The following is a 25,149-nucleotide window of genomic DNA, read 5'->3' on the forward strand; positions in this document are numbered from 1 at the left end:
GGGCTGGCGTGGCCGACCAGGAGGGCGGGCTGGCGTGGCCGACCAGGAGGGCGGGCTGGCGTGGCCGACCAGGAGGGCGGGCTGGCGTGGCCGACCAGGAGGGCGGGCTGGCGTGGCCGACCAGGAGGGCGGGTTGGCGTGGTCGACCATGAGGGCGGGTTGGCGTGGTCGACCATGGGACGGGCTGGCGTCGTTGACCATGAGGGCGGGTTGGCGTCAGTTCTCCAGGCGAGAGCGGACCTTTTCGGCACAGGCCCCCAGAACGGTCTGCGCGTCGAGTCCGAGACTCTCGATGGCCACGAGCGCGGTGAACACCACGTCGGCCAGCTCGGCTGCCACGTCCTCGCGGGTGTGGGTGACACCCTTGCGCGGATTCTGCCCGAGCAGACCGATCCAGGCGGCTGATGCCTCCCCGGCCTCCTCGGTCAGCTTCAGGATGCGGCAGGTCAGTTCCGTCTGCCCGGTGCCGTTCGCCGCGTCCAGCCAGCTCCGCGCAGCCCGGGCCGCCGCCCAGATCGAGTCGTCCACGGCGACCAGTCAACCCGACCGCCCCGGCCGGCCACGCACCCGGCCCGCACGGTCGAGGCGCGCACCGCACGGGCGGTCCGGGCAGGCCGCACCGACCGTCTGACTGGTCGGTCAGCTCGGCCATTGACTCCGGTCGACGGCAGTCCTAGGTTCAGGGCGCTACCGGCCGGTAGGCAACCGTCCCGCCTGGTCGCCCCCGCGGGCGACATCCGTCCGATGGGGAGCATCGATGCTGTCCGTACCCGTTCGTAGGTTGCGCCGCCTGGTCGCCGCCACCGCGACACTGACCCTGGCCGTCGGGCTGCTCGGCGCCGCACCCACCGCCGCCGCACCCAGCACCGCAGGCGCTTCCACCACCAGCCACGACCCCTCCGGCGACCAGCCGCTGCCCGGCTACACCTTCCAGAATCCGCCGCTGGCGCCGCTGGTGGTGGCCGGCAAGCCGACGACGGTGCGCCAGGGCGTGCACCGGCACGCCGCGTACATCATCGAGGTTCCCGCCGGGTGGAACGGCGACCTGGTGGTGTGGGCGCACGGCTACCGCGGCCAGGGCACGGTCCTCTCGCCGGAGCCGCCGGCCTTCGAGTTGCGCCAGCGGCTGCTGGCCCAGGGGTACGCGTGGGCGTCGTCGTCGTACGACCGCAACGGCTTCGACATCCGCTCCGGCGTGCTGAGCACGAGGGACCTGGCCGACCACTTCGGACGGACCGTGCGCAGGCCCCACCGCACGTACCTGGCGGGGGTGTCGATGGGCGGGTATGTCATCGGGCGCTCGCTGGAGCAGTACCCCGGCTACTACGACGGCGCGCTGCCCATGTGCGGAGTGCTCGGTGACCAGACGCTGCTGGACTTCTATCTCGACTACAACCTGGTCGCGCAGGCCCTCGCCGGCGTGCGGGCCTACCCGACGCCGGCCGACTACCTGAGCAACGCGGTGCCCCGCATCCAGGTGGCGCTCGGGCTGGCGGGGCTCACGCCGACCGGGCCGGACACCACCACCGACCGGGGCAAGCAGTTGCGGGCCATCACCGTGAACCGTACGGGCGGGCCACGGCCCGGCGCGGAGGCGGCCTTCGCGGTCTGGAAGGACTTCCTCTTCTCCATCGCGGTGACCAACGGCGGGGACTCCCCCGCCCAGCGGCCCAGCCAGATCTCCACCAACCTGCTGACCCGCTACAGCCCGAACAGCCCCGTCGACGTCAACTCGTCGGTGCAGCGGGTGGCGCCGGAGAACATCGTGCAGCGACTCCTGCCGACGCTTACCGAGGTGCCGAAGATCGCCGGGCGGCCGAGCGCGCCCGTGGTCAGCCTGCACGACCTGGGCGACATGTTCGTGCCGTTCAGCATGGAGCAGGCGTACGCCACCGACGTGGCGCGGCACGGTCGCGGCCGGCTGGTGGTGCAGCGGGCCATCCGGGCCGCGCAGCACTGCGAGTTCAGCCCGGCCGAGGCCGGCGCCGCCTGGGACGACCTGGTGTCCTGGGTACGCACCGGCAAGCGCCCGGCCGGCGACACGGTGACCGACCCGGCGGTGGTGGCCCGACCCGACTACGGCTGCCGGTTCAGCGACCGGGCCGCGTACGCCGCCGGGGTCGGCACCCGTCGCCTGTACGCGGCCTGCTGAGGTAGCGCCCGCAGAAGACACGACGACGCCGGCCGGCTCCCGAGAGGGGGAGCCGGCCGGCGTGTGCGTGCGTGTCGTGTCACCAGAGCTGCTGGACGACGTCCGCCGCCTGCTCCTCCCACTGCGCGTACGCGTACGGGAAGGCGGAGACCTGCACGGTCTGCGCGGCGGCGGTCAGCGGCAGGTCCTGCCAGCCGCCCACGTTCTTCAGGGCGCTGAAGAACGCCGTGGCGGCGTACTCCGGGTCGGTGATCTGCTCGGGCGTGCCCCAACCGGACGACGGGCGCTGCTGGAACAGGCCCTGCGAGTCGTGGTCGTTGTACGCGCCGAGGTGGCCGAGGTTGTAGAGCTTCGACTCCTGCAACGAGGTGGCGACGCCGATCACCGCGCCACGGTCGCCGACGCCGGTCTTCTTGGCGGCGTCCACGATCGCCCGGGCGTTGTCGAGCTGCGCGTCGTCGAGCGGGATGCGCGACTGGGCGCCCTCGATGCCGTGCGGGATCAACTCGTCGCGGCTCGGCTTGCCGGCCGGCGGCTTGCCGGTGGCGGAGCCGGTGGTCAGCCCGGACTCGACTGGCTGATCCTGGTGGGCCGCGGTGGCGGCCTTGCCGGACGTGGCGGCCTTGCCGGTGGCGAGGTCGATGGCGGCGACAGCGCCCTGGTGCGGCCCGGAGGTGACCGGGGCGGCGGCCGCGGTCGGCGCGAGCGCCAGACCACCGAGGGCAGCCACACCCACCACGCTCAGCGCGGTCTTGCGGTACGAGTCCTTAGCGATGGCGGGGAGCCATCGAGTGAAGTCGACCTTCACGATGGTTCCTTTCGATCGTGCGGAGCGCTCCGGGGTGAACGCTCCTCGGGAGGAAATGACCGCGGAAAGGGTTTGGGCTCCGGCGGTACGGGGGACACAACCGGGTTGACGTGTCGGTCATTCCGGAAATGCCCGAGCCGCAGCAGCCTGCGGTCCCGGTCACGCCGAGAATCGGATGACGGGCACGCCGGGCGGCGAAACGGGACGATTCACGCGCCCCGGGTCAGCCGGGGTGGGCCGTGCCGAACCGGACGAGAACGTGCCAGAGCTGCTTGAGGTGCTGCAGGGTGTCGGCGATCGGGCCCCGGTCCGCCCACTGCTCAGGTTCGGTGACCACCGACACGGCGCCTCGGCCGATCAGCTCCGCGTCCACAGGTGCGCCCGGTCGGGCGAACTCCCGGTGCAGGCGTGCCGCCAGCACCGGGATCGCGGGGCCCCGGAACTCGGCGTCGACCTGGTCGACGGCCAGCGCGAAGCCGGGGTGCCACCGCAGCGGGAAACCGTACCGCCGGGCGATGGATTCCAGCGTCGCCCCGGTCGGGGTGCCGGCGAAGGACGGGTCCACCACCAGTTCCTCGACGTCGTGCGCGAGGTCGAGAGGACCGTGGATCTGGGCCTCCACGTAGTCGTCGAGCGCGCGCCCGACCGTGGCCGGCGTGCTCGGCGCCTCCAGCAGCGTCCGGGCCAGGGTGGCGACGTCCATCCCGGCCCGTCCGAGGCACTCGCCGGTGCCGGCGACGCCGGCCAGCAGCCCGGCGAGCACCGCCTCGAAGGCGTCGGCCGTGCCCACCACGCCCGGACCGAGGTGGCTGTCGCCGAGGCAGAAGGTCGCCCGGCCCAGCACCGCCGGACGCAGCCGCAGGTGACAGGAGCCGAAGCGGGGACAGGCGCCGTCCGCGTGGTCGAGCAGGTTCATCCCGCCGTACGTGGGTCGGTCCGCCGGCGCCACCCCGGGCGCCTGGTACGCACCGCCGAACATCCGGTGCTCCCACCGGTCGCGGTCGCCACCGGGGTACGCGGTGAGCCCGCCGTTGGAGATGCCGGTGACGAACTGACTGCGGTACACCCCGTCCTCGGCCAGCGCGGACGCGACGGAACGCCCGTCGGCGCACCGGCGATCGGGGTGAAAGTTGACGGTGAGCCGGCCACGCTGGGCTGCCGCGGCGAGCAGCCGTTGCGGCCCCTGGCCGACGTCGGCGGCGGCGAGGTGCCGCTCGATCGCGGCGAGCGCCGCGGGACGCTCGACCATCGCCGACGATCGCACGTACGCGAGGGCAGCCGCCTGCGCCGGGGTGAGGGCGGCGCGGAGCCGTCGCTCAGACGTCGCCGTCATGTCCGGGGTCCACGGCGTGCTCCTGCGGTGCGCCCAGCTCCTCGAAGACGGTGATCTGCAGGTCCGCCGGGGCGTCCAGGCGGGAGTTCAGCGACTGCCAGGGCGTACGCGTCGGTGGCGCGATCTCGCTCGCGCCGGCGGCGACCAGCCGGGCCGTGGTCGCCCGCGTGTCGTCCACCTCGAAGGCCACCCGGATGCGCGGCGCGACCTGCCGGCCCACCTCGACCTCGTCGATCATGCGCTTCTGCGCCGGATTGGCGATCTCCAGGGTGGCCCGACCGGCGTCCAGGATCACCACCCGGGCGTCGCCGTCACCGGTGAACGCCGCCTCCTCGGGGAGGCCGAGAGCGTCCCGGTAGAACGCCACCGCGGCCTCGTGGTCGGCCGCCTCCACCACGAGGCGCAGCTGACGGACGACGGGTACGGGGTGCTGCTCGGCGGCCATGCGCCGGATCTTAACAACGCCCTAGGCTGACACCGTCCGGAAGGGAGCGACGATGGTCGAGATGCAGGGCGACGACGACACCTACCTGTTGCGTCCGGTCGGTCGGGTGGCCTCGCCGCTGACCGACGCGGCGAGCGCGCCCCGGCAGGGTGATGAGGGCGCGCCAACGGCGTGGCTGATCTTCGACCCGCAGGTCGAGCGGGCGCTGACCGACCTGTCGGCCGGCGCGGAGCTGCTGGTGCTGACCTGGTTGGACCGCGCCCGGCGCGACGTGCTGGCCGTGCACCCGCGCGGTGACGAGTCCCGCCCGCGCACCGGCGTGTTCAGCACCCGCTCCCCGCACCGACCCAACCCGATCGGCCTGCACCGGGTGCGGGTGCTGGCGGTGGACGGGCTGCGCGTCGAGGTGGCCGACCTGGAGGCCCTCGACGGCACCCCCGTCCTGGACGTCAAGCCGGTGCTCGGCGCCGCCAACGAACGCTGAGCCGCCGCGCCGGGCGCCAGCCGGGCCGCGAGCCCGCAACCCCGCCGCAGCGGCCGGCCGCCGTCAGTGCCCGCGCGCCAGCCACTCCGGCAGGTGCGGGGCCTCCGCGCCGATGGTGGTGTCGTCGCCGTGCCCGGTGTGCACGACCGTCTCCGCGGGCAGGGTCAGCAGCCGGGTGCGGATCGACTCGACGATGGTGTCGAAGTCGCTGAACGAGCGCCCGGTCGCGCCCGGCCCGCCGTGGAACAGGGTGTCGCCGGTGAACACCGCCCCCAGCTCCGGGGCGTAGAAGCTGCACGCGCCGGGACTGTGCCCGGGGGTGTGCAGCACCCACAGCGCGGTGCCGGCCACCTCGATGCTCTGCCCGTCCCGCAGCTCACCGTGCGGCGGCAGGTGGGGGTGGACCATGTCCCAGAGCACCCGGTCGTCGGCGTGCAGCAGTACCGGAGCGCCGGTGGCCTCGGCCAGTTCGGGCGCCACCCGTACGTGGTCGTCGTGCCCGTGGGTGGCCAGGATCGCCCGGACCCGACGGTCGCCCACCAGCGCGAGGATCGCGGCCACGTCGTGCGGCGCGTCGAGGATGACGCACTCGTCGTCGTCGCCGATCACCCAGACGTTGTTGTCCACCTCGAACGTCTGCCCGTCGAGCGAGAACGTGCCGGAGGTGACCGCGTGGTCGACCCGCACGGCCATCAGAACACCACCACCGAGCGGAGCACGTCGCCGTGGTGCATCCGGTCGAACGCGCTCTCGACCTGGTCCAGAGCGATCTCCTCGGTGACGAAGGCGTCCAGGTCGAGACGGCCCTGCAGGTACAGCTCCGTGAGCATGGGGAAGTCCCGGCTGGGCAGGCAGTCGCCGTACCAGCTGGACTTGAGGGCGCCGCCGCGCCCGAAGACGTCCAGCAGCGGCAGCTCGATCTGCATCTGCGGAGTCGGAACGCCGACCAGCACGACCGTGCCGGCCAGGTCCCGGGCGTAGAAGGCCTGCTTCCAGGTCTCCGGTCGCCCCACCGCGTCGATCACCACGTCGGCTCCGAAGCCGCCGGTGGCGGCACGGATGGCCTCGATCGGGTCGGTCTCGGAGGCGTTCACGGTGTGCGTCGCGCCGAACTGTCGGGCCCAGTCGAGCTTGCGGGTGTCGGTGTCCACCGCGACGATCGTGGTGGCGCCGGCGAGGGCCGCGCCGGCGACGGCCGCGTCCCCGACGCCTCCGCAGCCGATCACCGCTACCGAGTCGCCGCGAGTCACGTTGCCGGTGTTCATCGCCGCGCCGAGCCCGGCCATCACGCCGCATCCGAGCAGGCCCACCGCGGCCGGCCGCGCGGCCGGGTCCACCTTCGTGCACTGACCGGCGTGCACCAGCGTCTTCTCGGCGAACGCGCCGATGCCCAGCGCCGGGGTGAGTTCGGTGCCGTCGGTGAGCGTCATCCGCTGCGCGGCGTTGTGGGTGTTGAAGCAGTACCAGGGCCGACCCCGGCGGCAAGCCCGGCAGACGCCACAGACCGCCCGCCAGTTGAGCACCACGAAATCGCCCGGGGCGACGTCGGTGACGCCGTCGCCCACCTGCTCGACGACGCCCGCCGCCTCGTGCCCGAGCAGGAACGGGTAGTCGTCGTTGATACCACCCTCGCGGTAGTGCAGATCGGTGTGGCAGACCCCGCAGGACTGGATCCGGACGATCGCCTCACCGGGGCCGGGGTCGGGCACCACGATGGTGGTGACCTCGACCGGTGCGCCCTTGCTGCGGGAGATGACTCCCCGGACTTCCTGGCTCACTTCGCCTCCTGCTGGTGGTCTGCGGCGGGGCCGGACGCCGGGCAGGCGGGTGAACCGGGCTCGCCGGTGGGCCCCCTGGCGAACCTACCGCGATCACCACGGTCGGCCCAGTCGGACGGGCGGCGGGTTATCAGGGGTCACGCGGGGTACGCGGGCCACAATTCGGACCACGACCACCGGGAGCGATCATGAAATTCGCGCACCTGCCGCTGCGGGTCACCATCGGCGCGTACTTTCTCAACTCGGGTCTGGGCAAGCGGAACCTGGAGGGCGAGGCGGCGCAGGCCATGCATGGAATGGCGGTGGCGGCCATGCCGCAGCTCGGTCAGTTGGAGCCGCCGCGGTTCGCCAAGCTGCTGTCGTACTCCGAGATCGCTTTGGGGGCCGCGTTGCTCGCGCCGTTCGTCCCGGCGCCCCTGGTGGGTCTCGGCCTGACCGCGTTCGGCGCGGGCCTCGTGCAGCTGTACCTGAAGACGCCCGGGATGCGCGAGCCGGGCAGCGTACGGCCGACACAGCAGGGCGCGGGGCTGGCCAAGGACGTCTGGTTGGTCGGCGCCGGCCTGACCCTGGTGCTGGAGGGGTTGACCCACGGCCGTCGGCGCGGCTGACCTGGGCGGATCGTGTCGCCGTGACCCGTTATCGTGTGGGCGACCCGGCGGTCGGTCTGAGGAGCTGCGGTGACCCACAGTCGTTCGGTGCGGCCGTTCTACCGGCCGATGAGGCCCCGCCGCCGCGACGAGCCGCACCGCGCTGCCACCCCGCTGGAGCTCTTCTTCGACCTGTGTTTCGTGGTGGCCGTGGCGCAGGCGGCGACCAGCCTGCACCACGACGTCGCCGAGGACCACCTCGTCCACGCGTTGACCAGCTACCTGATGGTGTTCTTCGCGATCTGGTGGTCGTGGATGAACTTCACCTGGTTCGCCTCGGCGTACGACACCGACGACGACGTCTACCGGATCACCACGCTGGTGCAGATCACCGGGGCGTTGATCCTGGCGGCCGGGGTGCCGCGGGCCTTCGCCGACGGCGACTTCAGCATTATCACCTACGGGTACGTGGTGATGCGGCTGGCCGCCGTCACGCAGTGGATCCGGGCGGCAGCCGGCGATCCGGCGCACCGCGCGGCGGCACGCCGCTACGCGATCGGCGTGACCGTGGTGCAGCTCGGCTGGCTGCTGCGGCTGGCGCTGCCCGACGGCTGGGGCATCGCGACGTTCGTGCTGCTGGCGCTCGCCGATCTGCTGGTGCCGGCGGTGGCCGAGCGTCCCGGGATGACGCCGTGGCACCCCGGGCACATCGGCGAGCGGTACGGACTGTTCACGCTGATCGTGCTCGGCGAGGCGGTGCTGGCGATCTCGGTGGCGATCCAGACCGGGCTCGACGCGGGCGACCACGGTCTCTGGGCGCTCGCGGCGGCCGGCGCGCTCATCGTGTTCGCGCTCTGGTGGCTCTACTTCGATCGTCCGGTGGAGGCGCCGGACCGGTTGCCGTACTCGCTCGTCTGGGGTTACGGCCACTATCTGATCTTCGGGGCGATCGCCGCGGTCGGGGCCGGTCTGCCCGTGGCGGTGGACCACGAGCGGCATCTCGCGCACATCTCCGCCACGACCGCCGCGTACGCGGTGGCCGTGCCGGTAGCCGTCTACCTGCTGACCGTCTGGGTGTTGCTCGTTCGCCGCCAGCAGCACGGCGCGGTGGTCGTCGCCTATCCGGTCGTCGCACTGGTGGCGCTGCTCGTGCCCCTGGGTCCGGCCCCGGTGCAGGTGCTCGCGGTGTTGCTGGTCGCCCTCGTGACGCTGACGGTGCTGCTGCGCGGACGCGACGCCGGGGTGGCCGCGACGCGCACGGCCTGATCCCGATCTGGATCAGGCATCGACCACCCGGCCTGCCGGCGCGCGGGACGGCCCGGAAGTGGGCAGAATTGCGGCATGCTTCGCCGCCGATGGTTGCTGGCCGACCAACTCGGGCCACATTTCCTCGACGACCCTGATCAACCGGTCCTGCTGGTGGAGGTCCGGGAGCTGTTTCGCCGCCGGCCGATGCACCGGCAGAAGGCGCATCTGATCCTCTCCGCCGTGCGCCACCGGGCCGCCGAGTTGGGCGACCGGGCGCTGCTGCTGCGTACCGGCACGTTCCGCGAGGCCCTGGCCCAGGTCGCCGAACCGGTGGAGGTGTGCCAACCGCACTCGCGGGCGGCGCTGGAGTTCGCCCGCTCGGTGCCCGGGTTGACCGTGCTGCCGCCGCGCGGCTTCATCACCAGCCAGGCCGACTTCGCGGCGTGGGCGGACCGCACCCGCCGGGGCCCGCTGCGGATGGCCGACTTCTACCGGCAGGCCCGTCGCTGGCACGACGTGCTGAGCGGCCCGGGTCGGGGAACCGGCGGGTCCGGTGGCGCCCCGGCGCCGCGTCGGCCCCGGGGCGAGGCCCCGGCCGTGCCGGCGACGCCGCCGCCTCCACCTCCGATCGTCGAGGACGACATCGACGCGCAGGTCCGCCGCGATCTGGACCGGTGGGCGGCCGACGGGGTGCGGTTCGTCGGCCGCGACGGCCCCCGGCAGCACCCCGCCACGCACGCCGAGGCGCAGGCCCGGCTGGCGCACTTCCTGACGTACCGGCTGCCCGGGTTCGGCCGCTACGCCGACGTGATGAGCGCCGACGACCCGCTGTTCGCGCACTCGGCGCTCTCGTCGTCGTTCAACCTGGGGTTGCTGCACCCCGAGCCGGCCGTCCGCGCCGCCGAGCAGGCGTGGCGGTCCGGCGTCGCGCCGCGTACGGCGGTGGAGCCGTTCATCCGCGGGCTGCTCGGTTGGCGGGAGTTCCTCTGGCAGTTGTACTGGTACTACGAGCCACGGTTTCGGGGCGCGAACTGGCTGGCCGCGACCGAGCCGATGCCGCAGTGGTTCGCCGAGCTGGACGCCGACGCGGTCGAGGCGCGCTGTCTGGCCGACGTGCTCGCCGCTGTCCGGGACCGGGCGTGGACGCACCACAGCCCCCGGCTGCTGGTGCTCGGCAACTACGCGTTGCAGCGCGGCTGGCGTCCCGCCGAGGTGGCGGACTGGTTCCAGCGCTGCTTCGTCGACGGCACCGACTGGGTGATGAACGCGACGGTCATCGGCATGAGCCAGTACGCCGACCTGGCCAGGGTGGACACCCGCCCGTACGCGGTGGACGGCACCGACATCGACGAGATCAGCGACTACTGCGCCGGCTGCCGCTACACGCCCGAGCGGGCGCTCGGCGAGCTGGCCTGCCCGTACACCGGGGGTTTCGAGAGCTTCCTGCACCGCAACCGGGAGCGGCTGGTGGCCGACCCGCGGCTCGCCGCGGAACTGGCCCGCCGCGACGAGCCGGAACACCGCGAGGCGGTGCTGGCGCAGGAGGAGAAGCGAGGCAGCAGCCCTCCGTGATCAGGTGAGGTCCGCGACCGGCGGCGGGGCCGGCGCGGGGCGGGCGACGCCCCGGTTGAGGCCGACGACCAGCAGCCGGTTGTACGAGGCCGGCATGATCCGGGCCAGCAGGTCGGGCAGCTTCGCCGACCAGCCGATCAGCACCCGGCCCCGGCGCCGCTCGACGCCCCGCAGGATCACCTCGGCGGCCCGCTCCGGCGAGATGGTGAGCAGCTTCTCGAACTGGGCCCGGCCGGCGGTGTACTCCTCGATCGACACGCCGCTGCCGACCCGGGCGTTCTCGGTGATCCGGGTGCGGATCCCGCCGGGGTGCACCGAGGTCACGCCGATGCCGTCGTCGACGAGTTCGTGGCGCAGCGCCTCGGTGAGGCCGCGGACGGCGAACTTGCTCGCCGCGTACGCGGTCTGCCCAGCCGGCGCGATCAACCCGAACAGGCTGGAGACGTTGACCAGGTGCGCGCCCGGCTCGGCCTTGAGGGCGGGCAGCAGCGCGTGGGTCAGCTGCGCCACGGCCCGGAAGTTGATGTCGATCACCCAGCTGAACTCGTCGAACGTCACCTGGTCGAACCGGCCGCCGAGGCCGACGCCGGCGTTGTTCACCAGCAGCCGGACGCGTGGGTGCCGCTGGCCGATCTCGACCGCCACCCGGGCGGTGGCCGCCGCGTCGGCGAGGTCCACCCGATAGGTGTGCACCTGCCGGTCCGGGTGCGCCGCGTGGATGGCGGCGACGACGGCGTCCAGCCGCTCGGCGTCGCGGTCCAGCAGCACCAGGTCACTGCCCCGACCCGCCAGGCCGTGCGCCAACGCGGCGCCGATGCCACTGGCCGCGCCCGTCACCACTGCCGTCGCGCCGGCGAACTCAAACCTCCGCACGATCGGTGCTCCTTCCCTGACGGGTGCCGCGGGAGAACCGCACACCCTCGTCGGTGAGCCGGCCGTGCCGCATCAGCAGCACGTCGCGGGCGTAGTTCTGGTACAGCCGCCAGGGTGCCCGCGCGCCCTGCTTGGGCAGCGCATCGACGCTGCGCAGCACGTAGCCCGAGCGCAGGTCGATGAGCGGCACCCGCTGCGCGTCGGGCGGTGGGAGCGGGGTGACGACCTGCTGGCCGGTGCGGTCCAGGTGGCGCAACAGCCGGCAGACGTACCCGGCGACCAGGTCCGCCTTGAGGGTCCACGACGCGTTGGTGTAGCCGATGGTCAGCGCGAAGTTTGGCACGCCGGAGAGCATCATGCCCTTGTAGGCGACGGTCTCCGGCAGGTCGACGTCGACGCCGTCCACGCGCAGCGTCAGGCCACCGAGGGCGAGCAGGTTGAGCCCGGTCGCGGTCACCACGATGTCGGCGCTCAGCTCGTCGCCGGAGGCCAGCCGGACGCCGTGGGCGGTGAACGTGTCGATCGTGTCGGTCACCACGGACGCCCGCCCCTGCTGCACGGCCGTGAACAGGTCGCCGTCGGGCACCACGCAGAGCCGCTGGTCCCACGGGTCGTAGCGGGGCGAGAAGTGCCGGTCGACGTCGTACCCCACCGGCAGCTGGCGCTTCGCGCCGCGCCGGAGCAGCCGCTTGACCAGGCCGGGCGCCCGTCGGCTGAGCTGGAAGTTGACCGTGGACAGCAGCACGTTCTTCCACCGCACCACGGAATACGCGGCGTTCGCCGGCAGCCGGCGCCGCAACGCGCCGGCCAGCCGGTCGCGCGAGGGCAGGGCGATGACGTACGTGGGTGAGCGTTGCAGCATCGTCACGTGCGCGGCCCGCTGCGCCAGGGCCGGCACCAGCGTCACGGCGGTCGCGCCGCTGCCGATCACCACCACCCGCTGGCCGGTGTGGTCGAGGTCGTCGGGCCAGTGCTGCGGGTGCACCAGCCGCCCGGCGTACGCGTCCACGCCGGGCAGGGTGGGCGTGTAACCCTCGTCGTAGCGGTAGTAGCCGGTGCAGGCGAACAGGAACGAGCAGGTCAGGACCACGGTCTCGGCCGTGTCGACGCGCTGGGCGTGCACCGTCCAGCGGGCGGTGCCGCTGTCCCACTCGGCGCGCGTCACCCGGTGGGAGAAGCGGATGTGGCGCGGCACGTCGTACTCCCGGGCGGTCTCGCGCACGTACTCCCGAATGGCCGCGCCGTCGGCGATGGCCGTGGCGTCGGTCCACGGTCGGAACGAGTAGCCGAGGGTGAACATGTCCGAGTCGGACCGGATGCCGGGGTAACGGAACAGGTCCCAGGTGCCACCGATCGCCTCGCATGCCTCCAGCACCGCGTACGTCTTGTCGGGGCAGTCGCGGCGCAGATGGCAGGCGGCGCCGATGCCGGACAGGCCGGCGCCGATGATGAGCACGTCGACGTGGTCGGAGGGCATCGCGTTCCTCCCGTCCGGGGCGGTGGACGGACACTAACACCGCCCCGGACGCCTGGCACCTAGCGCGAGACCACCGCACCGCCGCCGAGCTGACCGTAGCGGTGGGCGGCCCGCTCGGCGTCGAGCCGGGCGAGCATCCGCGCGAAGTCGTCGGCGGAGAGCACCGGGCCGTTGTTCTTGCGCCAGCCGGGCGTGCGAGAACGCCGCTGCACCGCCGACTCGAACGCCCCGCCGGTGGTGCGTACCCAGCAGGCGTTCCGCACGGTCGGCTCGCCGAGGATCAGCGCGGGACGCGCCTCGAACCCGGTCACCTCCGACCACGAAAACGTCCGCGTGCGGAACACGTGCCGCAGCCGTACGCCCCGGTCGTTGACGTAGATCCCGGCCAGGTACATCCGGAGAACGAAGGTCAGGCACAGTCCGAGGAACAGCAACGCGCCGGTCAGACCGAGGGTCGCCGGTGCGTCGATCCTGCCCTCGGCGAGTCCGTGGCCGGCAGCGACCACCACGGCGACCGCCATCGACGACACGGCCAGCGCCATGAGTCCGGTGAACGCCTGCGTCGCGCCCCAGGGGCTGATCCGCCGCCATCTCCGCATGGCCCGCAGGCTAGTCGGTGGACGCTCGCGTGGATTCCATGATCCAGTTCGTCTCCCAGGTGCGTTCGCCGTCGACCGAGAACGCCTGCTCCCAGCGGGCCGTGGTCGCGGTGATCCCCGACCAGATGAACCGGCACCGGACCGGCCGTCCCTCGTGCTGGTCGTCGGCGTAGAAGCGGCCCACCCCGTCGACGAAACGCCCCACCATCGGCGGCTGCTCCAACTCCCCGCGACCGCTGTTCATCCAGTAGATCGACCACTGCTCGCTCACCGGGTCGAAGATCCTGATCGTGGCGCCGGAGAAACCCTTGGTCGGAAAGGTGATCTCGTCGAAGTTGCCGCCGCCGCTGAAGAAGCTGTGCGCGACCGACACCCCGGGAAACTCGTCCCACTCGTCGCAGCCGGTCAGCCGCTCGCGCAGCCGACGGTTGACCACGTTCCAGGTGCCCACATAAAAGTCGAAGTCGCCCATCAGCGGCCCACCGGCCCTTCCGCTCGCGTGTCATCCAGATAGCCGGTCAGGTCGGGAGCCTGGGGCACCAGCATGTGGCGGACCCAGGCCGCCCGCTCGTGCTCCAGCACCGCCAGCTCCCACACGCAGCCGACCTCGCGCCGACCCAGCTCGACGAAGTGCGTCGGGTCGTCGTCCGGGCAGTCCAGCACCGGCTGCCCGGCCACCGCGATGTGCACCTGCAGCGCGTTGTCCCACACCCAGGTGTACGCCAGCAGGTATGCACCGCTGTCCGCGCCCCGGTGCAGCACCACCCACCCCGCGGCCGGGGTGCCGTCGCTCACCGCGCGGGCCAGCAGCGCGGGCAGCAGGTCGTACGCGGCTTTCTCCACCTCCGGCTCGATCGGCCGCTCCGGCTGGTCGATGTGGTAGCGCTTGAGCTGCCAGCCGTCCACGGTGACTGGTCCCGGCGTTCGTAGATCCTTGTCGCGAAATGCCATGCCGGGACGGTAGGACGGCTCCCCTGACAGCTAGTGTCAGTGAAGTGCGGGCCAGTCGACTTCTCTCCGTCCTGCTGCTGCTCCAGTCGCATGGCCGGCTGACCGCCGCGCAGCTCGCCGAGCGGCTGTCGGTCTCCCCGCGCACCATCTACCGGGACGTGGAGTCGCTGCACGCCGCCGGCATCCCGCTCTACGGCGAGGCCGGGCACGCCGGCGGCTACCAGCTGGTCGACGGCTGGCGGACCCGGCTGACCGGCCTGACCGCCGAGGAGGCCGACCGGCTGTTCCTGGCCGGGCTACCCGGCCCCGCCGACGAGCTGGGCTACGGCGACGTGGTGGCCGCGCTGCAACTCAAGCTGCACGCCGCCCTGCCGGCGCCCCTGCGCGACCGGGCCACGCAGCTGCGGCAACGCTTCCACCTGGACACACCCGGTTGGTACGCCGACGGCGACGCCTCCCCCGAGCTGGCCCGCACGGCCGAGGCCGTCTGGCGGCAGCAGCGCATCGAGGTGCGCTACCGCGGCTGGCGCGGCGAGGTCACCCGGGTGCTGGAGCCGTACGGCCTGGTGCTCAAGGGCGGCCGGTGGTACGTGGTGGCCACGCGACCGGGCCGTGCCGAGCCGGCGACCTACCGGGTCAACCAGATCCTCGCGCTGACCCCGTTGGCGCAGGAGTTCGATCGACCGGCCGACTTCGACCTGCCGGCCTGGTGGCGGGAGCACGTGGTGCGGTTCCGGGCCCGGCTGCACCGCGACGAGGCCACCGTACGGCTGTCCCCCGCCGGCCGGGAGCGGCTGCGGGAGATCGGCAGCGATCCGGTGGTGTCCGCGGTGGACGCCAGCGCCGGGCCGCCCGACGCGCGCGGCTGGGTGACCGCCGTCCTGCCGATCGAGTCGCTCACCCACGCCCACGGTGACCTGCTGCGCCTCGGCGCCGACGTGGAGGTGCTCACCCCGCCCGCGCTCCGCGACCGCCTGGCCGCCACCGCCGCCGGCCTGGCCGCCCTCTACGCCCCCTCCGGCCCGCCGACCCGGTAGCCACCGCCGCTTCCACAGTGGAAGATCGGCGGGACATCGACTGTCGGCAGGATGTGCCACCCTGGGGCGGGCACCAGCGGTCACCGGAGGTGAGGGCCACGCTACGACTACGCGCACTGGTCGCCGTTCCCGGCACCGGGCCGGTGACGCTCGACGTCCCGTCCGGTGCGACTGTCGCCCTGGTCGCGCCACCGCGGGTCGGCACGGCCGTGGCCCGGGTGCTGGCCGGGCTCGCCGCTCCGGTCACCGGGCGGATCATGGTCGGTGACCGGGACGTCACGACGCTCGCGCCGCCGCGCCGGCAGATCGGCTACGTGCCCGCCGGCGGCGCGCTGCTGCCGCAGCTCACCGTGCGCCGCAACATCGAGTACGGCCAGCGCAAACGCGAGCGGGTGCACGAGGTGGCCGACGACTGGACGGCGAGCGTGGTGGACCGGCTGGAGCTGGCGCCGACACTGGATCTGCTGCCCCACCTGCTCTCCGACGCCCAGCGCTTCCGGGTGGCGCTGGCCCGGGCGGCGGTCTGCCTGCCCGAGGTGCTCGTGGTCGACCTGCCCGTCGACCCGTCCGGCGGCAGTCGCCTCGCCGACCTGCTGCCCCGACTGGCGCCTCCGAACGCGCCGGGGGTGGCCGTGCTCGTCTGCACCGCCGACCCGGCCACGCTCGCCGAGATCCCCCGCCGGCACGAGCTGGTCACCGAGCCTGACGAGGCGCTGCGGTGACGCCGGCCGGCCGGCTCACCCGGCGTACGCTGCTGCGCGCCGCCGCGGCCGGCGCGGCGGCGACCGCGGCCGGGTGTACCGGCGGCAGCCGCTCGGTGCAGGTGGCGGTGGTGTGGAGCGGCAGCGAGCTGGACCGCTTCCGGGAGGTCGTGGCCACCTATCCCCACCCGGTGCGAGTGGTCAGCGCCGGCAACGACATCGACGCGTTCCTGCGCGCCCGACACCTCGCGGGCACCTCGCCGGACGTAGCGATCCTGTCGCGCCCCGGCCTGGTGACGGAGTACGCCGCGCGGGATTGGCTGCGCCCGGTGCGCCCCTCGACCGAGTATGCGGTGCCCATCGGGCTCAGCGACCTGCTGATGACCGACGGGCAGCGCTACGGCGTCTGGGTGAAGGCCGCGCACAAGTCACTGGTCTGGCACCTGCCCTCGATGCTGCCCGAGCAGCCGACCAGCTGGGACGAGCTGGTCTCGCTGACCCGCCGCCTCGGCGCGCTCGCCCGGCGCGGCGCCGGCCCGGCGCCGCTGGCGATCGGCGCGGCGGACGGCTGGGTCCTCACCGACTGGTTCGAGAACGTGCTGGCCGACCTCGCACCGGCCGCCTACGACGCCCTCGCCGGGCCGGACGCGGACTGGCAGGGCCGGCCGGTGCGCGACACCCTGGACCGGCTCGCCGAGCTGTGGAGCATCGACGGCGCCTTCCCCGGCGGCGGCCGGCGCGCCCTGCTCACCCAGTACGAGGAGTCGGTGATCCAGGTGGTGCGCTCCCGACGGGCGGTGATGGTCTTCGAGGCCGACTTCACCGCCGAGGTGGTCGGCCGGTTCCGGCGCGGCCCGGAGGAGCCGGTCACCTTCCGGTTCCCGAGCGCCGGTACGGGCGGCGGCGCGCTGATCGTGGGCGGGGACGTGGCGGTGGTGTTCGCCGACGCCCGGGGCGGGGTGGAGCTGGTCGAGTGGCTGACCCGGGCCGACTCGTTCCAGCCCTGGCTGCGCGCCGGCGGCTACCTGTCGCCGAACACCACCATCGCGCTCACCGACTACGCCGACCCGGTCCGTCGCCAGCTGGCCCGCGAGATGCGCGGCCCCGACACCCTGCACTTCGACCTCTCCGACCAACTGCCCGGGGCGTTCACCGGCTCCGACGGGGTGGGCATCTGGCGGATCATGCAGGACTTCTTCGCCGACGTCACCGACGGTGTCTCCGCCGGTGAGGCGGTTCGCCGGGCCACCGGGCAGCTCGCGGCGGCGGCCCGCGACGCGGGCGGTGGCCGATGAGCCAGGTCAAGGTGCTCGGCGAGCTGGCGGTGCTGGACGACGTGGGCCCGCCCCGGCGCGGCCGGGCCTACCCGGCGGCCGGGGCGACCTCCGCGCTGCTGCTGCCGGCCGCGCTGCTGCTCGGCGCGCTGGTGCTGTGGCCGGTGCTGCGCACGCTGCACGCCAGCGTCACCACCGATGGTCGCTGGGTCGGCGCGGAGCACTTCCGCGCGGCGCTCGCCGCGCCCGGCACCGGCGCGGTGGTCGGCCGCACGGTGCTGTGGGCGGTGCTGGTGCCGGCGGTGGTGACGGCGCTGGGCTACCTGTTCGCCGTGGCGTCCCGCCGTTCCCAGGAGGGCGGGCTGGTCCGCCTGATCCTGCTGGTGCCGGTGGCGTTGCCGCTTGTCGTCACCGGGGTGACCTTCCGCCTCATGTACGACCCCGACCCGACCCGGGGCCTGGCCACCCTGCTCGCGGCACGGCTGACCGGCCGGTCGGACGACAACGCGCCGCAACTGCTCGGGCCGGGCCTGGTCACGGTGGCGCTGATGTCGGCGTTCGTCTGGGCGTGGGTGGGTCTGGCCGTGCTGGTCTTCCGGGCCGCACTGGACCGGCTGCCGCCGAGCCTCGCCGACGCGGTCCGCGCCTACGGCGGCGGCCGACGACACGTCCTGTGGGACGCGCAGTGGCGACCGCTGCTGCTGCGCACCGTCGCGGTGGTCTTCGCGCTGGTCGCGCTCGGCACCAGCCGGACCTTCGACCTGATCCTCGTCATGACGCCCGGGTCGGTCCGCGACGACGCGGCGGTGCTCGCGTTGCGGGTCTGGCAGACCTCGGGCGGCACCACCACCGGGCAGGGCGCCGCGCTCGGCGTCGTCTGGCTGGTGGCGGTGGTCGCCGGGATGCTGGTGGCGGCGTTCTTCGTCCGCCAGGCGTGGCCGCCACCCCGCGTCGAGGCGACACCCGGGCCCGCCCCGACGACGCCGCCGCGACGACTGTTCCGGCTTCTCGCCGCGGGCGGCGCGGTGGCCTGGCTGATCCCGCTCGTCGTGCTCGTGGCGACCTCCGCGCACGGGCAGGTGGACGCCGCCGCACGCGGCTGGTGGTCGGCCCCTCCCGGGAGGGGCTCCTACGCGGCGCTGCTCGGCGGTGGCGAGCTGTGGCGGGCGCTGGGCTTCACGCTGCTGCTGGCGACCGTCGTCACCGCCTCGGTGCTGGTCGTCGCGCTGCTGGCCGCGTACCCGCTGGCGTGGCTGACCGGTCCGGCCGCGCAGGCGACCGGGCTGCTGCTGATGGCCGCCACCGTCGTCCCGGTGCAGGTGATCGCCGGGCCGGTCAACGAGGTGCTCGGCGTGGTGCTCTCCTCCGGTACCGCCCGCGGGCTGGCCCTGGTGCACGTGGCGCTGGGGGTGCCGTTCGCGGTGCTGGTGCTGCGCAACGCGTTCGCCGACCTGCCTGCCGAGCAGGTGCGGGGCGCCCGGCTGGGCGGTCGGCGCTGGTGGGGCACCCTGCACCGGCTGGCCCGGCACAACCTGCCGGCCGTGATCGCCGTCTCCGTGCTGGAGTTCGTCCAGGTCTGGAACGACCTGGCCGTGGGCCTGCTGTTCAGCGGGCCGGAGGCCACCCCGCTCGGGCTGTTCCTGGCCGGGCAGAGCCGCGGCTTCGTGTCCAACAGCGGCGTCCTGGCCGCCGGTTCGGTGCTCGCCTCGGTGCTTCCGGTGGTGCTGATGGTGCTCGCCCGACGGCAGCTCGTCGCCGGGCTGGTCTCCGGGGGCGTCCGGTGACCGGCCCCACCGGTCCCGGCCGGACGCCACGCTGGCCGGTGCTCGTGACGATCGGCACGCTGCTCAGCGGCGTGTTCGGCAACCTGGCCAGCAACCTGCTGTCCGAGTTCGCGGCCAGTGTGCTCGGCCCGGCCAGCATCGTGGTGGCGGTCATCGGCGGCGTCGGTTTCGTGGTCTTCGAGCTGCGCCGACGACGTGCCGTCCGGGAGACCGGCCCGGAGCCCACCGACGTCGTCACCACACCGCTGACCGACGTGCCCACCCTGCCGTACACGGCCGGGTTCGCCGGCCGCGAGGAGCACGTCCGGGCGGTGCTCGACCTGCTCGCCCGCGAGCACGCGGTGGCGGTGCTGGGCCGGCGGGCGGTGGGCACGTCCGCCTGCGCCGTCCAGGCGGCGAACCTGTGCCGGGAGGACTTCCCGGACGGGCAGTACCATTTCGACCTGCGCCGCGGCGGTCGTCCCCGCTCCGCGCGGCAGGTGCTCACCGCGCTGGCGGGCGTCCTGGGCACCGCGCCACCGACGTCGGGCCGTCCGGACGCCCTCGCGGCCGCCGCCGCCGCGCTGCGCCGCAAGCTCGACGGTCGCAAGATCCTGCTGGTGCTGGACAACGTCGACCGTCCCGAGCAGGTCCGCGCGTTGCTGCCGCCGACCGCCCGCACCTGCCGGCTGCTGCTGGCCGGCGGCCCCGCGCTCAGCGGCCTGGGCGGCGTGGTGGAGCACTGGATCGCCGAGCCCGGTCCGGACGAGGCTGTCGAGCTGTTCGCGGCGGCAGGCGGGGCCGCGCCCGCCGCCCGGATCCGCCGCGCCGACCCGCGCACCGACCCGGCGGTACGCGAGATCGTCGACCTGTGCGGGCGGCAGCCCCGCACCGTACGGGCGCTCGGTTACCGCACCGCCCAGCACGGCTGGCGGCACTCCGACGTGCTGGACGCGCTGCGCCGTGCGGTGCGCACCCCGCCGCACCAGCGCGTCTCCTTCTCGCCGGCGGCCCAGCTCGTCACCGAACGGGACACCGCGTACCGGGCGCTGACCCGCGAGGCGCGTCGGCTGTACCGGCTGATGTCGCTGACCCCCGCCCCGGTGGACCGGCCGACCATCGCCGCGCTGGCCCGCCGCCACCCCGAGCGGGTGACCGCGCTTCTCGACGAGTTGGCCGCCGCCGCATTCGTGGTCGGCGCCAGCGGCGACAGGTACGAGGTCCGCCCGCTGCTCGCCGCGAACGCCCGGCTGCACCTGCGCGACGCCGAGCCGGCCCGCTCCCGGGTCGCCGCGCAGGCCCGGCTGACCCGCCACCTGGCCCGCCGGGCCGAACGACACGCGGCCAACCTGGCCGTGCTCGGCTCCCCGCCGGACCGGGAGTGGTCGCTGCCGCTCGACGACGACCCGTACGGCTGGTTCGACCTGCACCAGGAGCTGCTGCTGGCGGTGGTCCGGGTGCCGGCCGGAGCGGCCGAGACGCTGCCCCGTCGGGTCCGCCGGTGGTGGTTCCGGTTGGCCGTGGCGCTGTGCGGGTGGCTCGCGCACGTCGAGCGGCTCGACGAGTGGGAGCAGGTCTGCCGCACGGTCCTGGCCACCCCGACCGCCGACGACCGGCCGGAGATCGCCGGGTGGGCGCACAACGAGCTGGGGGTGCTGCGCCGACGCCGGCCCGACCCGCAGGGCGCCGCGGCGGCGCTCACCCTCGCGGTGGCCGAGCGCGGCCGGCGGGGCACCGCCCAGGCACGGATGAACCTCGGCCTGGCCCTGCTCGATCTCGGGCAACTCGACGACGCGGTGGAGCACCTGGAGCTGTCCCGCCGGCACCGCTCGTCGGCGGACCGCGCCGGGCATGCCCTCACCGACCTGGGCCTGGGTGCGGCGCAACTGGCCCGGGGCGAGCTGGACAGCGCGCACCACCACCTGGTGCGGGCGGCGAACACGTTCCGGTCGGTGGGTGACGCGCGCGGCTACGCCGCGGCGCTGACCAACCTGGTGCTGGTGCACGCGACCCTCGGCGAGCACCTGGACGCGGCGCAGGCGTGGCGGGCCGCCCTGCGCGAGTACGAGTCGGTAAACGACCCGACCAGCCGCGCCGCGGCGCTGCTCAACGCCGGCGCGACGCTGCTGACCAGCACGCCGGGGCAGGCGCGGGCGGCGTACGAGCTGCTGGCCGAGAGCCGGCGGCTGCGGGCGGAGACCCGGCCCACGGCGGGGCTGGGCCGCACCCTGCTGTACCTGGGCGACGCCGCCGCCGCGCTGGGCGACGGTGCCGAGGCGCGGCGGCTCTGGGCGGACGCGGCGACGGTGGCCGAGGAGGTCGACGACGACCGGGCGCTGGCCGCCGCGGACGACCGCCTGGAGCAGGACGCCGACCCGCCGTCGGCCGGCCCCTGAGCCGCTTGTTTCGCCGGGCCGGCGTGATGTCCATCGCTCGCGTTGGCCGGTGGCACGGGTCTGGGAGAGTGTGTGACCGTGGACGCTCTCTCGGTGCGGGGACTCAGCCGCAACTTCGGCAACCTGGTCGTGCTCGATGACGTGAGCTTCACGCTGGCGGCGGGTCGGATCGCGGTGCTGCTGGGCCCCAACGGCAGCGGCAAGACCACCCTGCTGCGGTGCGTGGTCGGCGCCGACCGTCCGGACGCCGGTGAGGTGCTGGTGCAGGGTCGCCGGGCCGACGAGACCGATCCGCAGGTGCGGGCGCTGGTCGCGGCCGCCCTGGACGACATCGACTTCTTCCCCGACCTGTCGGTGGTCGAGCACCTGGAGCTGGTCGCGTACGCCCACGGGGGCGACGCCGAGCCGGTCGAGGAGGTGCTCGCCGAGCTGGGCCTGGAGCCGGCCCGCGACCAGCTGCCGGTGACCCTGTCCAGTGGGCAGCGCCGCCGGTTGGCGCTGGCGTCGTGCTTCGTGCGCCCACGACGGGTGCTGATCCTGGACGAGCCCGAGCAGCGGTTGGACGTACGCGGCCGGCAGTGGCTGGCCGACCGGCTGCGCCGGGAACGGGACGCCGGCACCGCCGTGCTGCTGGCCTCGCACGACCCAGAGCTGATCGACGCGGTGGTCGACGAGCGGATCGAGATCGGTCGGTGAGCGCCCCGCCGGCCACGATCGCCGAGACACCCGCCGGGCTGCCCACGGCCCGGCAGGTGCGTACGCACCTGCGCCGGGCCCGTCGCCGCCACCACGAGCATTCCCTCGGCGACGTGCTGGGCGACGCGTACGTCATCGTGCTCTTCGTGGGCATGTACGGCTGGTTCGCGGTCAGCGCGAGCCGCGACGTGCTGGTCTCCCCCACCGTCGGCCGCGCCGATGAGGGGGTGCGCTGGTGGCTGGCGGTCGCCGCGCTGCTGGCCGGCGCGGGGCTCGCCTGGCGGGGTCTGCGTGCGCTCGGCCCGCTGCTGGTCACCCCGGCCACCCAGAGCTGGGTGACCAGCGCCCCGGTCGACCGGCGGGCCTGGCTGGCGCCGCGCCTCGGCGTCCTGCTGGCGGGCGCGGCGGCCGGCACGGCGCTGCTCGCGGTGGCCGTGGCCGTGCTGGGCGGCGTCACCCAGCTGGGTGCCGTGGGCTGGGCGGCGGCGGCCGGCGCCGGGTGGGGCGCGGCCGCGCTCGCCCTGAGCGTCGTCGCCCAGAGCAGCCGGGCGGGCCGCCGCTGGCCGACGGTGGTCGGGGCGGCGCCGATGGTGACGGCTGCCGTCGTCGCGGCAGTGGTGGTGATCGCCGGTCGCCTCGGCGACGAACTGCCCCGGCCGGCGGCGCTGCCGACCGGCGCGCTTGTCGCGGTCGGGGTGCCCCTCGCGGTCCTCGGCACGGTTCTCGCCGTACGCGCGCTGCCCCGGGTGGACCGGGCCACGCTGACGACCGGCGCGCAGTTCGCCAACGCCGCCGCGACGGCCACGATCCTGCTCGATCCGAGCATGCTTACCAGCCTGGTGGAGAGCCGGCGGTGGCGGCGCATCGGCCGGGTCCGCAGCCGCCGCTTCCGGCCCGGCCCGGCGTGGTGGGCGCTGCTGCAGGCCGACGTACGCCGACTGCGCCGCCACCCCAGCGCCCTGCTGATCTGGGCCGGGCTGATCGGCGTCCAGTACGCCGCCGCGCTCGCCCTGCCGGGGCTCGCCGGCGCCGCTCAGGTGGTGTTCGCCTACTTCGCCACCGACCGGCTCACCGGCGGGCTGCGCGCGGTCAGTCGGTCACCCGGGCTGCGCCGGGCGCTCGGTGGCAGCGACGCGGCGCTGCGCGGAATCCACGTGGTGGTGCCGGCGGTCGGCGCGAGCCTGTGGTGGCTGCTGACCCTGCCGAGTCTGCCGACGCTGGACGCCGGACCGGCCTGGCTCGCGCCGACGCTGGCGGTCGGGGTGGTGGCCGCCGCCTGGCGGGCCGGCACCCGCCCGCCGATCAACTACGGCGGCGCGACTGTCAACACGCCGTTCGGGATGGTCCCGGTCGACCTGCTGCGCCAGGGCTCACGCGGGCCGGCGCTGCTGGCCGTGCTCGTGCTCGTCCAGCTCTTTTTGGGCTGAGCGAGCCGGTCGACCGGTCGGCCGCAGCGCGGCGGCGATGGCGGCGACGCCCTCGTCGATCTCCGTCGCCGTCCGCGCCGCGTAGCCGAGGACCAGGCCGGGCCGGTGTGGCCGCTGGCAGTGCCAGGACAGGGGCTGTACCTTCACCCCGCGCGCCAGCGTCTCCGCCGCCACCTCCGTGTCCGCGAGGGCGTCGTCCAGGGTGATCGTCAGGTGCAGCCCGGCTGCGGCACCGTGCACCGTGGCGGTCGGCAGGTGACGGGCCAGGGCGGCGATCATCGCGTCCCGACGGCGGGTGTGCCGGCGGCGCAGCAGCCGCAGGTGCCGCTCCAGCGCGCCGGAGGCCATCAGCTCCGCCAGGACCAGTTGCGGCAGCACGGCGTTGCCCAGGTCGGCGTTACGTTTGGCGGCCACCACTGCCGCCCGCAGTCGGCGCGGCACGAGCAGCCAGCCGACCCGCAGCGCCGGAGCGAGCAGCTTGGACACGCTTCCGGCGTAACAGACCTGCTCGGGCAGCAGGCCCCGCAGCGCCGGCACCGGGGGCCGGTCGTAGCGGTGTTCGGCGTCGTAGTCGTCCTCGATGATCAGACCACCGGCCCGCGCCCAGTCGAGGAGGTGGCGGCGACGGTCACCGTCGAGCACCACGCCGGTCGGGAACTGGTGCGCGGGCGTGAGCAACACCGCGGGCAGACCGCTGGCGACCAGTTCGTCGACGCGCAGCCCGGCGTCGTCCACGCTGATCGGCGGGGTGACGACCTGCCAGTTGTTCAGGTGCTGCCGTACGCCGAGCGAGCCCGGCTCCTCGACCGCGATGCGATCGATGCCGGCCGGGCGGAGCGCCTGGGCGAGGAGCCCGACCGCCTGGGACACCCCGGCCACGATGATCACGTCGACCGGGTCGACGGTGATGCCCCGGTTGCGGGCCAGCCAGGCGGCGACGGCCCCGCGCAGCGCGGGCGCGCCGCACGGGTCGCCGTAACCGAGGTCCGCCGCGGCGAGACGGCGGAGCACGGCCCGTTCCGACCGCAGCCAGTCCGCGCGGGGAAAGGCGGTCAGGTCGGGTACGCCGGGGGTCAGGTCGATCGTCGCGGGGGCCGCGCGTACCGCGTCGAAGATGTCGCTGCCGGGCGTCGGTGGAAAGAGCGCGGCCGGTTCCGCTGGCGCGGCCGGGGCGGGCGGCGGCGCGGGCGGCGCCCCCGGGGCGCCGACGACCACGGTTCCGGCCCGGCCCCGGCCGGTGAGATGCCCCTCCTCGGTGAGCCGCTGGTACGCCTCGGTGACCACGCCCCGGGAGACGCCGAGGTCGGCGGCGAGCACCCGGGTGGCGGGGAGCCGAGCGCCGATCGGCACCCGCCCCTCGGCGATCGCCTGGCGCAGCCGGCCGGCGAGCCAGTCGGCACGCCCGCCGGGGGGCGCGTCGGCGACGGTGAGATGCAGAAAGTCCGACCCGGCCGTTATGGACCTCTCGGAGTCGTTCGGTTTGGCCCTGCTCACCGGACCATCTTGGCAGCAGAGTGGGCCGGAGACACCGCGCCCGACCCCACCGGA

General features: G+C 74.3%; 24 protein-coding genes. 12 read left to right on the forward strand and 12 right to left on the reverse strand.

What is annotated here, in order from left to right:
* Positions 1–216: 216 nt before the first annotated feature.
* Positions 217–528 carry a MazG-like family protein gene (locus ACGGAQ_RS31330; RefSeq protein ID WP_393055467.1) on the reverse strand — a complete coding sequence of 104 codons (312 nt, stop codon included), beginning with the start codon at positions 526–528 and terminating at the stop codon, positions 217–219.
* Positions 529–757: 229 nt separating this feature from the next.
* Between ACGGAQ_RS31330 and ACGGAQ_RS31335 the strand changes: the two genes are divergently transcribed.
* Positions 758–2,152, forward strand: coding sequence for a hypothetical protein (locus tag ACGGAQ_RS31335; protein ID WP_393055470.1), 1,395 nt, complete (start codon positions 758–760; stop codon positions 2,150–2,152).
* A 79-nt stretch (positions 2,153–2,231) separates the two neighbouring features.
* On the opposite strand, the gene ACGGAQ_RS31340 is transcribed toward ACGGAQ_RS31335, so the two are convergent.
* The 3 genes from ACGGAQ_RS31340 to ACGGAQ_RS31350 form a co-directional block, all read right to left on the reverse strand.
* The gene (locus ACGGAQ_RS31340) at positions 2,232–2,960 is read right to left on the reverse strand and encodes a hypothetical protein (protein WP_393055473.1); all 729 of its coding nucleotides are present in this window, start codon (positions 2,958–2,960) and stop codon (positions 2,232–2,234) included.
* 223 nt (positions 2,961–3,183) lie between these two features.
* Entirely contained in the window at positions 3,184–4,293 is a 1,110-nt protein-coding gene (locus ACGGAQ_RS31345; protein WP_393055476.1) for a DUF3626 domain-containing protein, read from the reverse strand.
* Positions 4,277–4,738 (reverse strand): VOC family protein, encoded by a 462-nt coding sequence (locus ACGGAQ_RS31350; protein ID WP_393055479.1) that lies wholly within the window; start codon positions 4,736–4,738, stop codon positions 4,277–4,279. The genes ACGGAQ_RS31345 and ACGGAQ_RS31350 overlap by 17 nt, the downstream gene beginning before the upstream one ends.
* 52 nt (positions 4,739–4,790) lie before the next feature.
* Here ACGGAQ_RS31350 and tsaA point away from each other — a divergent pair, with 52 nt between their 5' ends.
* Entirely contained in the window at positions 4,791–5,222 is a 432-nt protein-coding gene (gene tsaA, locus ACGGAQ_RS31355) for a tRNA (N6-threonylcarbamoyladenosine(37)-N6)-methyltransferase TrmO (RefSeq protein WP_393055482.1), read from the forward strand.
* A gap of 63 nt (positions 5,223–5,285) precedes the next feature.
* Here tsaA and ACGGAQ_RS31360 read toward each other — a convergent pair whose 3' ends face one another.
* Both ACGGAQ_RS31360 and ACGGAQ_RS31365 read right to left on the reverse strand, forming a co-directional pair.
* Positions 5,286–5,915, reverse strand: coding sequence for an MBL fold metallo-hydrolase (locus tag ACGGAQ_RS31360; RefSeq protein WP_393055485.1), 630 nt, complete (start codon positions 5,913–5,915; stop codon positions 5,286–5,288).
* Entirely contained in the window at positions 5,915–7,000 is a 1,086-nt protein-coding gene (locus tag ACGGAQ_RS31365) for an S-(hydroxymethyl)mycothiol dehydrogenase (RefSeq protein WP_393055488.1), read from the reverse strand. Before ACGGAQ_RS31365 ends, ACGGAQ_RS31360 begins: the two co-directional genes overlap by 1 nt.
* Positions 7,001–7,188: 188 nt before the next feature.
* Here ACGGAQ_RS31365 and ACGGAQ_RS31370 point away from each other — a divergent pair, with 188 nt between their 5' ends.
* The 3 genes from ACGGAQ_RS31370 to ACGGAQ_RS31380 all read left to right on the forward strand — a co-directional run bounded on the left by ACGGAQ_RS31370 (position 7,189) and on the right by ACGGAQ_RS31380 (position 10,407).
* Positions 7,189–7,608, forward strand: a complete 420-nt coding sequence (locus tag ACGGAQ_RS31370) for a hypothetical protein (protein ID WP_234589977.1) — start codon at positions 7,189–7,191, stop codon at positions 7,606–7,608.
* Between the two features lie 69 nt (positions 7,609–7,677).
* A complete protein-coding gene (locus tag ACGGAQ_RS31375; RefSeq protein WP_393055491.1) occupies positions 7,678–8,853 on the forward strand; it encodes a low temperature requirement protein A in 1,176 nt (391 codons plus the stop codon).
* A 75-nt stretch (positions 8,854–8,928) separates the two neighbouring features.
* Entirely contained in the window at positions 8,929–10,407 is a 1,479-nt protein-coding gene (locus ACGGAQ_RS31380; protein ID WP_393055494.1) for a cryptochrome/photolyase family protein, read from the forward strand.
* Here the strand turns inward: ACGGAQ_RS31380 and ACGGAQ_RS31385 are convergent, their stop codons facing one another.
* Genes ACGGAQ_RS31385 through ACGGAQ_RS31405 form a run of 5 tightly spaced genes read right to left on the reverse strand, consistent with a single transcriptional unit; the run spans position 10,408 to position 14,307 of the window.
* Positions 10,408–11,280, reverse strand: a complete 873-nt coding sequence (locus tag ACGGAQ_RS31385; RefSeq protein WP_393055497.1) for an SDR family NAD(P)-dependent oxidoreductase — start codon at positions 11,278–11,280, stop codon at positions 10,408–10,410.
* On the reverse strand, positions 11,267–12,757 hold the full coding sequence (locus ACGGAQ_RS31390; RefSeq protein WP_393055500.1) for a flavin-containing monooxygenase: 1,491 nt from the start codon (positions 12,755–12,757) through the stop codon (positions 11,267–11,269). Before ACGGAQ_RS31390 ends, ACGGAQ_RS31385 begins: the two co-directional genes overlap by 14 nt.
* A 59-nt stretch (positions 12,758–12,816) precedes the next feature.
* Complete coding sequence (locus ACGGAQ_RS31395) at positions 12,817–13,356, reverse strand: PH domain-containing protein (RefSeq protein ID WP_393055503.1); 540 nt, start codon at positions 13,354–13,356, stop codon at positions 12,817–12,819.
* A gap of 10 nt (positions 13,357–13,366) precedes the next feature.
* The gene (locus ACGGAQ_RS31400) at positions 13,367–13,828 is read right to left on the reverse strand and encodes a hypothetical protein (RefSeq protein ID WP_393055506.1); all 462 of its coding nucleotides are present in this window, start codon (positions 13,826–13,828) and stop codon (positions 13,367–13,369) included.
* Positions 13,828–14,307 (reverse strand): hypothetical protein, encoded by a 480-nt coding sequence (locus ACGGAQ_RS31405; RefSeq protein WP_393055509.1) that lies wholly within the window; start codon positions 14,305–14,307, stop codon positions 13,828–13,830. The genes ACGGAQ_RS31400 and ACGGAQ_RS31405 overlap by 1 nt, the downstream gene beginning before the upstream one ends.
* Before the next feature lie 44 nt (positions 14,308–14,351).
* Here ACGGAQ_RS31405 and ACGGAQ_RS31410 point away from each other — a divergent pair, with 44 nt between their 5' ends.
* From ACGGAQ_RS31410 to ACGGAQ_RS31440, 7 genes are all read left to right on the forward strand, one after another.
* Positions 14,352–15,344, forward strand: coding sequence for a helix-turn-helix transcriptional regulator (locus ACGGAQ_RS31410; RefSeq protein WP_393055512.1), 993 nt, complete (start codon positions 14,352–14,354; stop codon positions 15,342–15,344).
* Between the two features lie 89 nt (positions 15,345–15,433).
* The gene (locus tag ACGGAQ_RS31415; RefSeq protein WP_393055515.1) at positions 15,434–16,066 is read left to right on the forward strand and encodes an ATP-binding cassette domain-containing protein; all 633 of its coding nucleotides are present in this window, start codon (positions 15,434–15,436) and stop codon (positions 16,064–16,066) included.
* A complete protein-coding gene (locus tag ACGGAQ_RS31420; protein WP_393055518.1) occupies positions 16,063–17,340 on the forward strand; it encodes an extracellular solute-binding protein in 1,278 nt (425 codons plus the stop codon). The genes ACGGAQ_RS31415 and ACGGAQ_RS31420 overlap by 4 nt, the downstream gene beginning before the upstream one ends.
* Positions 17,337–19,103 carry a hypothetical protein gene (locus ACGGAQ_RS31425; RefSeq protein WP_393055521.1) on the forward strand — a complete coding sequence of 589 codons (1,767 nt, stop codon included), beginning with the start codon at positions 17,337–17,339 and terminating at the stop codon, positions 19,101–19,103. The genes ACGGAQ_RS31420 and ACGGAQ_RS31425 overlap by 4 nt, the downstream gene beginning before the upstream one ends.
* Positions 19,100–21,478: a tetratricopeptide repeat protein gene (locus ACGGAQ_RS31430; protein WP_393055524.1), complete on the forward strand. Its 2,379-nt coding sequence runs from the start codon at positions 19,100–19,102 to the stop codon at positions 21,476–21,478. The genes ACGGAQ_RS31425 and ACGGAQ_RS31430 overlap by 4 nt, the downstream gene beginning before the upstream one ends.
* Before the next feature lie 72 nt (positions 21,479–21,550).
* On the forward strand, positions 21,551–22,174 hold the full coding sequence (locus ACGGAQ_RS31435; protein WP_355068297.1) for an ABC transporter ATP-binding protein: 624 nt from the start codon (positions 21,551–21,553) through the stop codon (positions 22,172–22,174).
* Entirely contained in the window at positions 22,171–23,601 is a 1,431-nt protein-coding gene (locus tag ACGGAQ_RS31440) for a DUF6297 family protein (protein ID WP_393055527.1), read from the forward strand. The genes ACGGAQ_RS31435 and ACGGAQ_RS31440 overlap by 4 nt, the downstream gene beginning before the upstream one ends.
* Here the strand turns inward: ACGGAQ_RS31440 and ACGGAQ_RS31445 are convergent.
* Entirely contained in the window at positions 23,545–25,095 is a 1,551-nt protein-coding gene (locus ACGGAQ_RS31445) for a PLP-dependent aminotransferase family protein (protein ID WP_393055530.1), read from the reverse strand. The genes ACGGAQ_RS31440 and ACGGAQ_RS31445 overlap by 57 nt on opposite strands.
* Positions 25,096–25,149: the final 54 nt, after the last annotated feature.

This window comes from Micromonospora sp. NPDC047557 (genome assembly GCF_043205095.1).
Lineage (GTDB): Bacteria > Actinomycetota > Actinomycetes > Mycobacteriales > Micromonosporaceae > Micromonospora.